This window comes from Ruegeria sp. CDSA021 (genome assembly GCF_059612325.1).
The window spans coordinates 114,983-130,153 of sequence record NZ_JBXWQJ010000005.1 but is presented as its reverse complement, the minus strand read 5'-3'; the positions used below and the strand labels follow the sequence as shown (position 1 = coordinate 130,153).

The 15,171-nt window shown below is 57.8% G+C and carries 17 protein-coding genes; 9 read left to right on the top strand and 8 right to left on the bottom strand.

The genetic code is table 11. The annotated features are described in order from the left end of the window. Positions 1–10 precede the first annotated feature (10 nt). From sdhD to AC2FLD_RS08440, 7 genes are all read right to left on the bottom strand, one after another. On the bottom strand, positions 11–382 hold the full coding sequence (gene sdhD / locus AC2FLD_RS08470) for a succinate dehydrogenase, hydrophobic membrane anchor protein (protein WP_496668605.1): 372 nt from the start codon (positions 380–382) through the stop codon (positions 11–13). A gap of 13 nt (positions 383–395) precedes the next feature. Continuing rightward, positions 396–782 carry a succinate dehydrogenase, cytochrome b556 subunit gene (sdhC, locus tag AC2FLD_RS08465; RefSeq protein WP_050604233.1) on the bottom strand — a complete coding sequence of 129 codons (387 nt, stop codon included), beginning with the start codon at positions 780–782 and terminating at the stop codon, positions 396–398. A 215-nt stretch (positions 783–997) separates the two neighbouring features. Further along, entirely contained in the window at positions 998–1,660 is a 663-nt protein-coding gene (locus AC2FLD_RS08460; protein ID WP_496668604.1) for a DUF1194 domain-containing protein, read from the bottom strand. Between the two features lie 54 nt (positions 1,661–1,714). Next, entirely contained in the window at positions 1,715–2,743 is a 1,029-nt protein-coding gene (locus tag AC2FLD_RS08455) for a MaoC family dehydratase (RefSeq protein ID WP_496668602.1), read from the bottom strand. After that, positions 2,743–2,949 carry a DUF1737 domain-containing protein gene (locus tag AC2FLD_RS08450; protein WP_496668600.1) on the bottom strand — a complete coding sequence of 69 codons (207 nt, stop codon included), beginning with the start codon at positions 2,947–2,949 and terminating at the stop codon, positions 2,743–2,745. Before AC2FLD_RS08450 ends, AC2FLD_RS08455 begins: the two co-directional genes overlap by 1 nt. Before the next feature lie 11 nt (positions 2,950–2,960). Then, positions 2,961–3,515, bottom strand: coding sequence for an NnrU family protein (locus AC2FLD_RS08445; protein ID WP_496668598.1), 555 nt, complete (start codon positions 3,513–3,515; stop codon positions 2,961–2,963). A 6-nt stretch (positions 3,516–3,521) separates the two neighbouring features. After that, positions 3,522–4,379, bottom strand: a complete 858-nt coding sequence (locus tag AC2FLD_RS08440) for an HpcH/HpaI aldolase/citrate lyase family protein (RefSeq protein WP_496668596.1) — start codon at positions 4,377–4,379, stop codon at positions 3,522–3,524. Positions 4,380–4,549: 170 nt separating this feature from the next. Here AC2FLD_RS08440 and AC2FLD_RS08435 point away from each other — a divergent pair, with 170 nt between their 5' ends. Further along, the gene (locus AC2FLD_RS08435) at positions 4,550–4,855 is read left to right on the top strand and encodes a hypothetical protein (protein WP_496668594.1); all 306 of its coding nucleotides are present in this window, start codon (positions 4,550–4,552) and stop codon (positions 4,853–4,855) included. Here the strand turns inward: AC2FLD_RS08435 and AC2FLD_RS08430 are convergent, their stop codons facing one another. Beyond that, a complete protein-coding gene (locus AC2FLD_RS08430) occupies positions 4,856–5,611 on the bottom strand; it encodes a sulfite exporter TauE/SafE family protein (protein ID WP_496668592.1) in 756 nt (251 codons plus the stop codon). Between the two features lie 161 nt (positions 5,612–5,772). Here AC2FLD_RS08430 and mdh point away from each other — a divergent pair, with 161 nt between their 5' ends. From mdh to odhB, 8 genes are all read left to right on the top strand, one after another. Next, entirely contained in the window at positions 5,773–6,735 is a 963-nt protein-coding gene (gene mdh / locus AC2FLD_RS08425) for a malate dehydrogenase (protein ID WP_050604062.1), read from the top strand. Between the two features lie 310 nt (positions 6,736–7,045). After that, complete coding sequence (gene sucC, locus AC2FLD_RS08420; protein ID WP_496668590.1) at positions 7,046–8,239, top strand: ADP-forming succinate--CoA ligase subunit beta; 1,194 nt, start codon at positions 7,046–7,048, stop codon at positions 8,237–8,239. 234 nt (positions 8,240–8,473) lie between these two features. Continuing rightward, a complete protein-coding gene (locus AC2FLD_RS08415) occupies positions 8,474–8,635 on the top strand; it encodes a hypothetical protein (RefSeq protein WP_496668588.1) in 162 nt (53 codons plus the stop codon). Between the two features lie 41 nt (positions 8,636–8,676). Next, positions 8,677–9,558 carry a succinate--CoA ligase subunit alpha gene (gene sucD, locus AC2FLD_RS08410; RefSeq protein ID WP_480476431.1) on the top strand — a complete coding sequence of 294 codons (882 nt, stop codon included), beginning with the start codon at positions 8,677–8,679 and terminating at the stop codon, positions 9,556–9,558. A 122-nt stretch (positions 9,559–9,680) separates the two neighbouring features. Beyond that, positions 9,681–10,178 carry a DUF805 domain-containing protein gene (locus AC2FLD_RS08405; protein WP_496668586.1) on the top strand — a complete coding sequence of 166 codons (498 nt, stop codon included), beginning with the start codon at positions 9,681–9,683 and terminating at the stop codon, positions 10,176–10,178. Next, complete coding sequence (locus AC2FLD_RS08400; RefSeq protein ID WP_496668584.1) at positions 10,175–10,714, top strand: DUF805 domain-containing protein; 540 nt, start codon at positions 10,175–10,177, stop codon at positions 10,712–10,714. The genes AC2FLD_RS08405 and AC2FLD_RS08400 overlap by 4 nt, the downstream gene beginning before the upstream one ends. After that, positions 10,711–13,668 carry a 2-oxoglutarate dehydrogenase E1 component gene (locus tag AC2FLD_RS08395; protein ID WP_496668582.1) on the top strand — a complete coding sequence of 986 codons (2,958 nt, stop codon included), beginning with the start codon at positions 10,711–10,713 and terminating at the stop codon, positions 13,666–13,668. Before AC2FLD_RS08400 ends, AC2FLD_RS08395 begins: the two co-directional genes overlap by 4 nt. 3 nt (positions 13,669–13,671) lie before the next feature. Beyond that, complete coding sequence (odhB, locus tag AC2FLD_RS08390) at positions 13,672–15,171, top strand: 2-oxoglutarate dehydrogenase complex dihydrolipoyllysine-residue succinyltransferase (RefSeq protein ID WP_496668580.1); 1,500 nt, start codon at positions 13,672–13,674, stop codon at positions 15,169–15,171.

Here is a 15,171-nt window from a genome sequence, read left to right as displayed (position 1 = left end):
GCTCCGGGAATTAAAGGGCAATGCGCGCGATGGCGAAGATGCCAGCCGCTGCTGCGCCATAAGACAAACAGGTCACCAGAATGATCAGGACCTTTTCAAGCGTGCCATGAACATAGTCTTCCAGCATCACTTGCGCGCCGTCTGCGAAATGTTTGAAGCCGACCGCCAGCGTCAGCGCTGCAACAATTGCAGGGAAGGGACGTGAATAGTAATCCAGAACCACGTCAAACGGCTGACCCAGAACCGGGCCGAAAGTGAAGACAAACGCCGGCACGAGGATCAGCAAAGCCACCGAGCTGACTTTCATGGCCCAGAAATGGGCAGTACCGGATTTCGCCGAGCCCAGACCCGCTGCGCGTTTTCGATCGGTTAAGTAACGCATCTCAGTCCTCCAATCACGCGACGATAACAAGGGTCAGAAGGGTCAGGACGACCGACCCGATCACAACCGCCCAGCCAAGCTTTGTAGCGGTGGGAAGGTCCAGGCCAACCGCGTTGTCCCAGATCAGGTGCCGGACGCCTGCCAGCGTATGATACCAAAGGCCCCAAACGGACAGCGCCATTACCAGATCCCCAAGCATCGAGGTGATCACCCCATTTGCCACCGCAAACGCCTCGGGCGACGTGGCAGCGGCCAAGAACCACCAGACGATCAGCAGGCCAGCCACAAGCAGGGCGTTGCCGGTAATGCGTGTCAGGATGGATGTGACCGACGTCAACTGCGGACGGTAGATCGACAGATGCGGCGAAAGTGGGCGGTTGCCCCGATTTACATCGGCCATGGCGGCTCCTTTTCGGTTGGCTACCGAACGTTTTACTGTTTTTTGCGACACTGTCACGTGCTGCGGCTGCAAAAAACAGTAAATTCGGCGCAAATTGGCGGATATTCTCAATATGTGATCACACAAAATAATGTCGTGATCACATATGACATTCCTCTTCATCAATGTTAGCGTTTTCAAAGGCAAAAGGATGTGATCACGAATCCTTTAACATGTCATTTCAACCCTGCGGTTTGCTGCGTCACTTCGCGCAGCAGTTTTTTGCGAATTCGTTCCGGATAGTCGGCGAACCCAGCTGCGGAAACCACAAATGCCCCTTCGCCCACGATGACATTTTCAAAGAAGTATGCCGTCAGATCCGGTTCGCTTTCCTCGATAGCCAATGCGTTGACCACAACGCCTCTGTCCCGCAAGGCCGTGTGGACCTGCGTCGGCTCGACGCCTTCATTCGAGACGCCGTCACCTGACAAATCGATTAGGTGCCGGGCGCAGTTGGAAACCGGCTCGAACGAGTCGAGCGTCGTTTGGAGCGCTTCCCCAATCGCGGTTGAGAAATTCCGCCAGATGCGCGGATCAGCAGAAACCTGACCCGCAAACCGATCCAATGCAGCGAAACTGTCGATACGGGTCCAGGGAATCGTAATCCGCTGGCGCGACGATCCGGTCCATTGCACCAGCATCAGCTGCGCCTGACCACGGACCAATGCCTCGGACACGATTGGGTCACGCAGACCGGCGGCCAGGCCATCCATCTGAATGCGGTATTCATTGCTGTCAACCGAGCCGGACACATCCACCGCCAAGGCCAAAGCCAAATCGCAGGCGTGGGCTGCCGGTGCCAAAAAGAGGCTGGTCATTATCGCGCGCAGAACATGCATGGTGCAAACCTAGCACGCCCTGCTCGCTATGAGGTCACATAACCGTCAGTTCGCTTATTGCGGCATCAGCGCCCAATAATCGAGATCCAGCAGCACGTCCGGCAAATACCGCCCCTCGTCGTTTTTCAACGTAAACGGCGCGCCTCCTTTGGTCGCCACCAAGCGCAGCCGGATCGCACCCACACCTGGTACGCCGGTTTCTGCCTTGTCCAGAACCTCGGACCAAGCCTTGATGGTATCGCCTGCAAAGCAAGGGTTGGCATGTGCCCCACTGTTCAGGCCAACGATCATCTGCGCATTTGCCAGGCCATTGAACGACAAGGTGCGCGCCATCGAAATGACATGGCCCCCATAGATCAACCGGCCTTCAGGCCGGAACGTCAGGTCGAAATGCACCTTGGCAGTGTTCTGCCACAGGCGGGTGGCCAACATATGCTCGGCCTCTTCCACGGTGACACCATCGACATGGTCGATCTTCTCGCCGATTTCATAGTCCCCCCAGCGGTGCGGCTCACCAGCCAAAGCAAAATCGTAGTTCGAGAAATCAAGACCCTCGGGCACGATCAGATCCTGCGGATCAAGGGCCTTTTTCAACTCGGGAACAACTGTTTCGGGCGCTGGCGCGTCGACATTTGCTTTGCGCACCATGACCCAACGAACGTATTCGAGCACGACCTCGTCTAACTGGTTCAGACCGCGGGTGCGCACCCAAACAACACCGGTTTTTCCGTTGGAGTTCTGCTTGACACCGATCACCTCGGATACTGATCGAAGCGTATCACCTGCATAAACGGGTTTCAGCCAACGACCCTCTGCGTAACCAAGGTTGGCAACCGCATTCAGCGAAACGTCAGGCACTGTCTTGCCAAACACCAGATGAAACGCGGCCAGATCATCAATCGGGCTTTCAGGCAAACCGCAAACCCGGGCAAATTCGTCCGAGGAGTACAGCGCATGACGTGCAGGATAGAGCGCATGGTACAGGCCACGCTCTCCCTCAGTCACCGTGCGTGGCACGGCATGTTGCAACACCTGCCCGACGGAATAATCCTCAAAAAATCGGCCCGGATTTGTTTTTGCCATTACTGCTGTCCCAGTTTCATTTCGGGGGAATAGGGGGCCTCGACCTCTTTGGTCACGGCCTGCGCACAACGCATCACGTTGTTTGCAGTGTCAAAGGCATAGGACGGGTCGCCATACAGCTCCCACCCTTTGGCCAGCGCGTCAGACACTTTGTGGCAGAAGGCCGATGTGTCTTCTTCGGTCAACAAACGATAGAGTTTTGCCATCAGTCAGGTCCCTATGAGCCGAACGGAGACGGGCCGACCAGCCCATGGATATAGCCGATAACCCCCAACAGAACGATCGAACCCACAAAGAACATAGCATCCTTGCCATAAGTGCCGGGCTCAGCCGGGGTCCAGTCGGGTTCGGACTTGTTGATTACGATCACCTCGACCACGGCCCAAGCCAGAAGGCCGCCGAACAGGATGATCGAGGAGAGATCGCCGTTCACCAACAAATGCGCAAAGGCCCACAGCTTGAAACCGCCCAGCATCGGGTGGCGCAGCTTGTTCAGCACCCGGCCTTTTGCACCGGCGGGGCTCATCATGTAGATCGCGATCAGCACCAAAAGGTTGTTGACGTGGATCAGGAAGGTTGGAGGTGCCCAGACATAGATGAAATCGGTCATACGATAGCCGAAGATCATCAACAAAATGGACGCGACCAGAGCCAAAGCAACGGCGCCTTTACCCCCGCCGCCCATCGCTGCGCGGCGTTCAGGCGCCACGCGTTTGAACAGATGTGCCGCCCACCACAGCGCCACACCAAGAATGAGAAGAACAAAGCCCATGATGGCTTACCCCGCTTGCAAAGCTGAAATCGCTTCTGCTTTTGCCAGCATTTCACGGGCGGTTGCAACGTGCAGGTTCTCAACAATTTTGCCATCGACGACAGCGACACCCTGCCCTTGCGCTTCGACTTCTTCAAACGCAACGATCTGTCGGCGCGCCAGATCGATCTCGGCCTCGGATGGCGCGTAGGCGGCATTTGTGATCTCAACCTGCGCGGGATGGATCAGGGTCTTGCCATCAAAACCCATGTCGCGACCTTGCGCACATTCAGCGGCCAGACCTTCGCCATCCTTGAACGCGTTATATACGCCATCGACGATGATCAACCCTTCGGCCTTGGCCGCCAGCAAGCACAGACCCAGCGAGGTCATCAGCGGCAGACGGTCGGAACGGAAACGGGTTTGCAGTTCTTTCGCAAGGTCGTTTGTGCCCATCACAAACCCGGCCATCAGGGGATGAGTGGCGATCTCTGCCGCGTTGAGCATTCCGCGCGGCGTTTCCATCATGGCCCAGATCGGCAGATCTCCGGTAATCGCTGCCAATGCATCCACGTCGGCCGCCGAGCTCACTTTGGGCAGAAGGACAACGTCGGCATCCATATCGCGCACCGCCTCGGCATCGGCACGGCCCCATTCGGTGTCCAGCCCGTTGATCCGGACGATCTTGACCCGCGCCCCGTAACCTCCGGCAGCCAGAGCCGCCTTGAGCGTTTCGCGTGCATTGTCCTTCTCTTCCGCTGCGACTGCATCCTCCAGATCGAAGATGATCGCATCCACAGGCAAAGTGCGGGCTTTGTCCAAGGCCCGGTCTTTCGAACCCGGGATATAGAGAACCGAACGGTAGGGGCGCTGACGAGGATCCATGGACCACTCCCTTTGAAATAAAGTTGCGCGAAATGGGGCATTTTTTGTCGGAAAGTTCAAGGAGAAAAACGCCGCAGCGCAGCGAAAGCGACGCAACGTGCTTTGCCTTAACTGAAATTCGTCGCCTCCGCCCCACCCTGACCAGAACGTGGAATCGAAAAGGGTACGGGATGGAAAAGACACTGCTTAAGATGACGATGGGTCTTGGGATCATGGTTCTGGCAGCACAACAGGTTCAGGCTCAGGGTCAGAATTGCGGACCGCGAGAGGACGTGTTGACGCGGTTGCATGAAGCCTTTGGCGAAACACGCCGGGGCCTTGGGCTAGCCCGACAAGGCGCTGTGATGGAGCTTTTTGCCTCGGGCGAAAGCGGCAGTTGGACCATCACCGTGACTTTGCCCATCGGGATCACCTGCCTGGTGGCTTCTGGTCAGGCGTATGATGACGTGGCAGATGCCCTGCCCCCAAATGCCTGATCACGTGAGCGCGTCCCAGATCAGCTTGCTGCCCGTCAACGTCAGCAACACATAGGCAATTCCAAAGAAAAGGCGCTCGGACATCATGAAATGCGCCCGAACGCCAAGCCATGCCCCAAGGATGGCAAAGGGTGTCAGCAACAAATCCGCCAATGCTGTATGCCAAGTGAACATGCCCAAAAACGCGTAGGGTATAAATTTCGCGACATTGATGACCCAGAAGACCAGCACGGTGCTGGCTTGAAACTCGGTCTTCGACAGCCGTTGCGACAACAGATATACTGCGGCGGGCGGTCCTCCGGCGTGGCTGACAAAACTGGTGAAACCAGCGACCAACCCGGCAAACAGCCCAGCCGAAGGTGGCAGGCGATTGACGAATCCACGTACCCAACCTCTGGTCTGCGCAATGTGCCAGATAACAAACCCGACCGAAATGCCCCCGATCAGCAATCGCAGCAGATCGTCATCCGTTGCCCGAAAAAGCCATGCGCCCAGCGCGACACCCGGCAAGGCACCCAAAATCAGCAGGCGTGAATCCGGCCAGTTCCACCGTTTCCAATAAGGGCCCAAAGTCGACATGTCGATCACCATCAGGATCGGCAGCATCAGCGCCAAAGCCTGTCCGGGCTCCAATATCAATGCCAGAATCGACGAGGATGCAAAGGCCACACCAGAGCCGAACCCACCCTTCGAAATACCGGCAAAGATCACCGCAGGGATCGCCACAGCAAAAAACATCAGGTTCAATTCGAACATGCGCCGATCCCGGTTTTGGCTTGTCTCAAAGGCCGTTTAGCGCAATCACACCTGGGCATGCAAACGGTATGCGGTTGTATGCCACGCAGCAGGAGTCTTGCTTATTGCCGTTATAGCGACTAGCACAACCGCGATTTCAAAACCGACCGGAGATATTCCAAATGGCCAGACCCAAGATTGCGCTGATCGGCGCGGGGAACATCGGCGGCACGCTTGCGCATCTTGCAGCTGTCAAAGAACTGGGTGACGTAGTCCTGTTTGACATCGCTGACGGCTTGCCGCAGGGCAAGGCGCTCGACATCGCCGAGTCCGGCCCGTCCGAAGGCTTTGACGCGTCAATGAAAGGCACCAGCGACTATGCCGATATCGCCGGTGCGGATGTGTGCATCGTGACCGCAGGCGTGGCCCGCAAGCCGGGTATGAGCCGCGATGACCTGCTGGGTATCAACCTGAAAGTCATGAAGTCTGTCGGCGAAGGCATTGCCGCACATGCGCCCGATGCGTTCGTGATCTGCATTACCAACCCGCTGGACGCCATGGTCTGGGCGCTGCGCGAATTCTCTGGCCTGCCGCATAACAAAGTCTGCGGCATGGCTGGCGTGTTGGACTCGGCACGGTTTGCACACTTCCTATCGGAAGAGTTCAACGTCTCGATGCGTGACGTCACCGCTTTTGTGCTGGGTGGCCACGGCGACACCATGGTGCCGTCAGTACGTTACTCGACCGTAGCCGGTATCCCGCTGCCCGATCTGGTCGAGATGGGCTGGACCACGCAGGAAAATCTGGACGCCATCGTTCAGCGCACCCGTGATGGTGGTGCCGAAATTGTTGGCCTGCTGAAAACCGGCTCGGCTTATTACGCGCCCGCCACCTCGGCGATTGAAATGGCCGAAGCCTTTCTGAAAGACCAAAAGCGGGTTCTGCCTTGCGCGGCGTACTGCAACGGTGAACTGGGTGTAGACGGCCTGTACGTTGGTGTCCCGACTGTAATCGGTGCCGGTGGCGTGGAACGTATCGTCGACATCAAACTGAACGAAGACGAACAAGCCGGTTTCGACAACTCGGTCAACGCCGTGAAGGGCCTGATCGACGCGTGCAAAGGCATCGACAACTCGCTGGCGTAAGTCAAACCATAAACTCACAGATAAGGCCGGCCCATTTTTTTGGGCCGGTTTTCTTTTGATCCAGGCTAATCCGGGTCGCCAATGTTGGCGCAAACGTCGCAAATCCTTTTTTTGAATGTGATTTCCAGTACCTGCACAAGTTTTTCGAATCAACGAGTAAAGCGGCAAATTTTGTGATCACACCCCAAAAACCCGTGATCACAAATAGCAAAAATCTTCGCTAAAAACCTCATGCACGTCAAAAAACCCTTTAAATTTGACCGCTAGACACCCCTATAACGGTTAAACGCAGTCAGACGGGACAATTTCGATGAACATTCACGAATATCAGGCCAAGGCTCTTCTACGCAGCTATGGCGCCCCGGTCTCCGATGGTCGCGCCGTGCTGCGCGCCGAGGAAGCCAAAACCGCAGCCGGTGAACTGGACGGCCCCCTTTGGGTGGTCAAGGCTCAGATCCACGCAGGCGGACGCGGCAAGGGTTCCTTTAAAGAGGCCGATGCAGGTGAAAAAGGCGGTGTCCGTCTGACCAAGTCGGTTGAAGAAGCGGCCGAAGAAGCCAAGAAAATGCTGGGCCGTACGCTGGTCACACATCAGACCGGCCCCGCAGGCAAGCAGGTCAACCGCATCTATATCGAAGCCGGCTCCGGCATCGAGCGCGAGCTGTATCTCGCCCTGCTGGTAGATCGCCAGACCAGCCGCATCTCGTTCGTCTGTTCGACCGAAGGCGGCATGGACATTGAAGAAGTGGCCGCAGCCACGCCCGAGAAAATCCTGTCCTTCTCGGTCGATCCGGCCACCGGCTATCAGCCCTACCATGGCCGCCGCATCGCCTTCTCGCTGGGTCTGCAAGGCGCGCAGGTCAAACAGTGCGTCAAGCTCATGGGTCAGCTGTACCAAGCCTTCGTCGAGAAGGATATGGAGATGCTGGAGATCAACCCGCTGATCGTCTCTGACAGTGGCGACCTGAAAGTGCTGGACGCCAAGGTCGGCTTTGACGGCAACGCGGTCTACCGCCACCCGGATATCGCCGAGCTGCGTGACACGACCGAGGAAGACCCCAAGGAACTGGAAGCCTCCAAGTACGACCTGAACTACATCGCGCTGGATGGTGAGATCGGCTGTATGGTCAACGGTGCCGGTCTGGCGATGGCGACGATGGACATCATCAAGCTCTATGGGGCCGAGCCTGCCAACTTCCTCGACGTGGGTGGTGGTGCGACCAAAGAGAAAGTGACCGAGGCGTTCAAGATCATCACCTCGGACCCGCAGGTCAAAGGCATTTTGGTCAACATCTTCGGCGGCATCATGCGCTGTGATGTGATTGCCGAGGGCGTTGTCGCTGCGGTGAAAGAGGTCGGCCTGCAGGTTCCGCTGGTCGTGCGCCTGGAAGGCACCAATGTCGAGAAAGGCAAAGAGATCATCAACACCTCTGGCCTGGACGTGATCGCGGCGGACAACCTGAAAGACGGTGCCGAGAAGATCGTGAAGGCGGTTAAGGGTTAAACCACAATGGGAGTGGGAGAAGCCATCGCGCTACTAGCTTTCGCTGCATTGGTCATTGTGGTCTTTGTAGCGAAGGAAAACCGACTGGCTGATCCAAATCGATCTGACACAATATGCGTTTCCCAAATTCGAGAAGTTTGCACTTTGAGGGATGGCACTGTCTCCGCAGCGCTAATCAGACAATCCGGCAACTTGTACAGAGATTTGGGACTATTCGATCACTGGAAAGACGCAATGGCTGAAATCGAAAAGTCCATGAACCGCGCCAAGATCGAATCAGTGTTTGTTCAATCGAATGGCGCAGAGCGTTTTGAAGTCATTCGCTTACACCACTCTCATCGCGGCAAAGCCGAAGGAAAAAAACTTGGAGGGGCGATTATCGCCTCGGAGGCTTAACACTCGCGCTCACAGCGCGGCAAATTCAGGAGACTCCTAAAATGGCAGTCCTCATCGACGAAAATACCAAAGTGATCTGTCAGGGCTTTACCGGCTCGCAGGGCACATTCCACAGCGAACAAGCCATCGCCTATGGCACCAAGATGGTCGGCGGTGTGACCCCCGGCAAAGGCGGGATGACCCATCTCGACCTGCCCGTGTTCAACTCGGTCCACGAGGCCAAGCATGTGACCGAAGCGAACGCGTCGGTGATCTATGTGCCACCGCCCTTTGCAGCGGACTCGATTCTCGAAGCGATCGATGCCGAGATGGAGGTGATCGTCTGCATCACCGAAGGCATCCCGGTTCTGGACATGATGAAGGTGAAGCGCGCACTGGAAGGCTCAAGCTCGCGCCTGATCGGCCCCAACTGCCCCGGTGTCATTACCCCCGACGCCTGCAAGATCGGCATTATGCCCGGCCACATCCACAAGCGTGGCTCGGTCGGTGTTGTGTCGCGTTCGGGCACCCTGACCTATGAGGCGGTCAAGCAGACCACCGACGTGGGTCTGGGCCAGTCCACCTGCGTGGGCATCGGCGGCGACCCGATCAAAGGCACCGAGCATATCGACGTGCTGGAATGGTTCCTGGCCGATGACGAGACCCACTCGATCATCATGATCGGTGAGATCGGTGGGTCAGCCGAGGAAGAAGCCGCACAGTTCCTGGCGGATGAGGCCAAGAAAGGCCGCAAGAAGCCGACCGCTGGTTTCATCGCAGGCCGCACAGCCCCTCCGGGCCGCCGCATGGGCCACGCGGGCGCTATTGTCGCCGGTGGCAAAGGCGGTGCCGAGGACAAGATCGAAGCCATGCGCTCGGCCGGTATCGTCGTGGCCGAAAGCCCGGCGCAGCTGGGTGAGGCTGTGCTGGAAGCGATTGGGTAAACTGTGACTGTCCCTTGCACATATGTGCTGAGGGCAGCGCCCGTCCGCGGGTGGGTGCGAAGCGCCCGCCCATGGGAGCGGTCGGGCGCTGCCTGGCAGTGTCGCTGGGCAGGATGGCCTTGATGGGACCTAAACAAGCCATATCGTTTGGTTTTCTAAAAGCGCTCGTCTTCTCGGGCAGGGCTCCCCGCGCCGAGTTTTGGTGGTTCGCGCCAGTGGCCGCTATGCTGCCTGCAGCTGTAGCAATGAGCCTTGAATGGAGCGTTTCCTTGAGCTGGGGAATTGGGCAGTTGCTTTTGGTGATGGCGGCCTCTCTCCCTTTGCTCTCTGCTATGAGCCGACGGCTACAGGATGCTGGCGAGGAGTGTCACCAGGCCGTGTATCCTTTCCTATTGATTATCCTCGTCTGGCTCGGATATCAGGTCTTCTTGGGGTTTAGTTTGCTGATAGGTGGGCCGATTTTGTGGCTGATCTTAGCATTCCTGACCCTAGGGTCAGTTTTTCTGGCGGCACTCGTAGCGAGTGTGATGGTAACAGCAAACATCGTAGGAATGATGCTTGTTGCGTCTGAGCCCAAGATTAATCGATTTGGCGTGCCATGTGGAGATGTGCCCGCATGACCTTCTCTGACGCCATCCGCACCTGTTTCTCCAAGTTCTTCACCTTCTCGGGCCGTGCCTCGCGCCCCGAATACTGGTTCTTTTTTCTTTTCATCGTGATCTGGAGCTTCATCGCAGGGATCATCGACTGGCAGTTCTTCACTCAGGTCGCGATCACAGAAAGCGACGAGGTCAAATCCATCACCGCTACGTCCCGCCAACCGGTGCAGAGCATCGTCGGTCTGATCATGTTCTTCCCGCATCTGGCCGTTGCGTGGCGACGGATGCACGACACCGGACGCAGCGGACTGTACGCCTTGTTGCCGATCCTGCTGATCCTTGGGGCCTTTGCGGTTCTGATCTTTGGCATCGGCCTTGCCAGCCAGTTCCATGGCGGGACGCTCGACATATTGTTTACCCGCGCAACATTGCTGATCGTCATCCCGACACTTATCGTTCTGTTTGTGTCGCCCCTTCTGGTTCTGTGGTGGCTGACCCGCCCCAGCCAACCAGGTGCCAATCAATACGGTCCCAACCCAACAGAGGTAGCCCAATGACCGAACACTCGCCCAACTCTGCTTTTCATGCCTCCAGCTTCATGCAGGGGCATAATGCCGAATATCTGGAGCAACTTTATGCCCAATACACCAAGAACCCCGGTGCAGTAGACGCTGCCTGGGTCGAGTTCTTCAAGGCTATGGGCGACGCCGCACCGGATGTGCAACGCGAAGCCGAGGGGCCGTCCTGGGCGCGCACCGACTGGCCCCCGGTGCCTGCCGACGATCTGACCGGTGCCCTGACCGGGGAATGGGCCGAGATTGATGCCAAAGCGGCGGGCAAGAAGATCAAGGATAAGGCCGCCAACAAAGGTGTCGAGGTCAGCGATGACCAGATCAAGCGCGCGGTACTGGACAGTCTGCGGGCGCTGATGCTGATCCGGGCCTATCGTATTCGGGGGCATCTGGCCGCTGATCTGGACCCGCTTGGCATGCGCGCGGCAACTAATCACCCTGAGCTCGACCCCAAGACTTATGGCTTCACCGACACCGACATGGATCGCCCGATCTTTATCGACAACGTCTTGGGACTTCAGGTCGCCTCGATGCGGCAGATCGTCGAGATCGTGAAGCGGACGTATTGTGGCACCTTCGCGCTGCAATACATGCATATCTCGAACCCGGAAGAGGCAGCCTGGCTGAAAGAGCGGATCGAGGGCTATGGCAAGGAAATCGCCTTCACCAAAGAAGGCCGCAAGGCGATCCTGAACAAGATGGTCGAGGCCGAAGGTTTCGAGAAATTCCTGCATGTCAAATACATGGGCACCAAGCGCTTTGGTCTGGACGGCGGTGAAGCTCTGATCCCCGCGATGGAACAGATCATCAAGCGCGGTGGCGCGCTTGGCCTTAGCGACATCGTGATCGGGATGCCGCACCGGGGTCGTCTGAACATACTGGCCAACGTGATGCGCAAGCCGTATCGCGCCATTTTTAATGAATTTCAGGGTGGTAGCTTCAAGCCGGACGAAGTGGATGGCTCGGGTGACGTGAAATACCACCTTGGGGCCTCCAGCGACCGCGAATTCGACGGCAACTCTGTGCACCTGTCGCTGACCGCCAACCCCTCACACCTTGAGGCGGTGAACCCGGTGGTTCTAGGCAAAGTTCGCGCCAAGCAGGATCAGCTTGGTGATACTGATCGCACCAAGGCAATGGCCATTCTGCTGCACGGGGACGCGGCGTTTGCCGGTCAGGGCGTTGTGGCCGAAGGCTTTGGCCTGAGCGGTCTGCGCGGGCATCGCACCGGCGGGACCATGCATATCGTTGTGAACAACCAGATCGGGTTCACCACCGCGCCGCACTTCTCGCGCTCCAGCCCTTATCCGACGGATATCGCGCTGATGGTTGAAGCGCCGATCTTCCACGTGAACGGTGATGACCCAGAGGCCGTGGTCCACGCCGCCAAAGTGGCGACCGAGTTCCGTCAGAAATTCCACAAGGACGTGGTTCTGGATATCTTCTGCTACCGCCGGTTTGGTCACAACGAGGGCGACGAGCCCATGTTCACCAACCCGATCATGTACAAGAAGATCAAGACGCACAAAACCACGCTGTCTCTGTACACCGAGCGCCTCGTCAAGGACGGACTGATCCCCGAGGGTGAGATCGAGGACATGAAGGCCGCCTTCCAGGCGCATCTGAACGACGAATTCGAGGCCGGAAAAGACTATAAGCCCAACAAGGCCGACTGGCTGGATGGGCGCTGGTCGCATCTGGACAAGAACAAAGACGAATACATGCGCGGCGAGACCGCGATCACGCCGGACACTCTGGCCGAAATTGGTGGTGCGCTGACCCGCGCACCAGGCGGATTTGCCATGCACAAGACAGTCGGTCGTCTGCTTGAGCACAAAAAGCAGATGTTTGAAACCGGTACAGGCTTTGACTGGGCCACCGGCGAGGCTCTGGCCTTTGGGTCGTTGCTGACCGAGGGGTACCCGGTACGTCTGGCCGGGCAGGACGCCACGCGCGGTACCTTCAGCCAACGCCATTCGGGGTTCATCCACCAGGAAACCGAAGAACGGTATTACCCGCTGAACAATATTCGCGCGGGTCAGTCGCATTACGAAGTAATCGACTCGATGCTGTCAGAGTACGCGGTTCTTGGATTTGAATACGGCTACTCGCTGGCCGAACCCAACGCGCTGGTTCTGTGGGAGGCGCAATTTGGCGATTTCGCCAACGGAGCTCAGATCATGTTCGACCAGTTCATCAGCTCGGGTGAGTCAAAATGGCTGCGGATGTCAGGTCTGGTAAACCTGCTGCCGCACGGGTTCGAAGGGCAAGGCCCTGAACACTCGTCGGCGCGACTGGAGCGGTTCCTGCAGATGTGCGGTCAAGACAACTGGATCGTGGCGAACTGTACAACGCCTGCGAACTATTTCCATATCCTGCGTCGGCAGCTGCACCGCACCTTCCGCAAGCCGCTGATCCTGGTGACACCAAAATCGCTGCTGCGCCACAAACTGGCAGTCAGCACGGCGGAGGATTTCACCACCGGGTCCAGCTTCCACCGAGTGCTTTGGGATGATGCGCAGAAAGGTAACTCTGATACCAAGCTGGTGGCAGACGAGAAGATCAAACGCGTCGTGATGTGTTCCGGGAAAGTCTATTTTGACCTGCTGGAGGAACGCGATGCACGTGGAATCGACGACGTCTACCTGATGCGGATCGAACAGTTCTATCCCTTCCCGGCCCACTCGCTGATCAACGAGCTCGAACGGTTCAAGAATGCCGAAATGGTCTGGTGTCAGGAAGAGCCCAAGAACCAGGGTGCGTGGACCTTTATCGAACCCAATATCGAATGGGTTCTGTCCCGCATCGGCGCAAAACACACTCGTCCGGCTTATGCTGGTCGCGCAACATCGGCCTCGCCCGCGACGGGTCTGGCCAGCCAACACAAAGCCCAACAAGAAGCGCTGGTTAACGAAGCGCTGAGCATCGAAGGAAAGTAAGCGATGACGATTGAAGTTCGTGTTCCCACGCTTGGCGAGTCTGTCACCGAAGCCACTGTCGCAACATGGTTCAAAAAACCCGGTGATGCGGTCGCCGTGGACGAGATGCTGTGTGAGCTGGAGACTGACAAGGTCACGGTCGAAGTGCCCTCTCCCTCTGCTGGTGTGATGGGTGAGATTGTAGCCGCCGAGGGCGATACCGTTGGTGCCGATGCTCTGTTGGCCACCATTACGGCTGGCGAGGGCGCGGCCCCCGCCTCAGCGGCGGCGGCAGCTCCGACAGCTTCGCCCGCTGCGACTGGCGGGTCGGTTGATGTGATGGTGCCTACACTCGGTGAATCTGTCACTGAAGCCACCGTCTCGACCTGGTTCAAACAAGTCGGCGACAGCGTCGCACAGGACGAGATGTTGTGTGAGCTGGAAACCGACAAAGTGTCGGTTGAAGTACCGGCCCCGGCTTCGGGCGTTCTGGCCGAAATCGTCGCGCCGGAAGGTGCCACTGTGGATGCAACTGCTAAGCTGGCTGTAATCTCTGGCGCTGCCGCAGGTGCTGCGCCCGCACCCGCTCCGGCGGCTCCTCCGGCTGCAGCAAGCACCGGCAAGGACGTGGCAAACGCTCCATCCGCCGAAAAAGCGATGGCAGAGGCCGGGTTGTCCGCCGATCAAGTCACCGGCACAGGTCGCGATGGCCGCATCATGAAGGAAGACGTTGCAAAAGCCGTGGCGACGGCTGCGGCCCCGGCACCTGCAGCGGCTGCGCCCGTTGCCCAAGCGCCACGCGCACCTGTTGCAGCCGAAGATGAAGCACGCGAAGAACGCGTGCGCATGACCCGTCTGCGTCAAACCATCGCCAAGCGTCTCAAGGATGCACAGAACACAGCTGCGATCCTGACCACCTATAACGAGGTGGACATGACCGAGGTGATGGCGCTGCGCAACCAGTACAAGGACCAGTTCGAAAAGAAGCACGGCGCGCGTCTGGGCTTCATGTCTTTCTTCACCAAAGCCTGCTGCCATGCGCTGAAAGAAGTTCCCGAGGTCAACGCCGAGATCGACGGCACCGACATCGTGTACAAAAACTTCGTCCATATGGGCGTTGCTGCTGGCACGCCTCAGGGTCTGGTGGTTCCGGTGATCCGCGATGCGGACTCAATGTCCTTTGCTGCGATCGAAAAAGCCATCGCCGAAAAGGGCAAGCGCGCCCGTGACGGCAAGCTTTCGATGGCCGAGATGCAGGGCGGTACGTTCACAATCTCGAACGGAGGTGTCTATGGCTCGCTGATGTCGTCACCGATCCTGAACCCACCGCAGTCGGGCATTCTGGGGATGCACAAGATCCAGGACCGCCCGATGGTCATCAATGGTGAGATCAAGATCCGCCCGATGATGTATCTGGCCCTGTCCTATGATCACCGGATTGTTGACGGCAAAGGCGCGGTGACGTTCCTTGTTCGCGTGAAAGAGGCGCTGGAAGATCCGCGCCGCCTACTGATGGATCTGTAA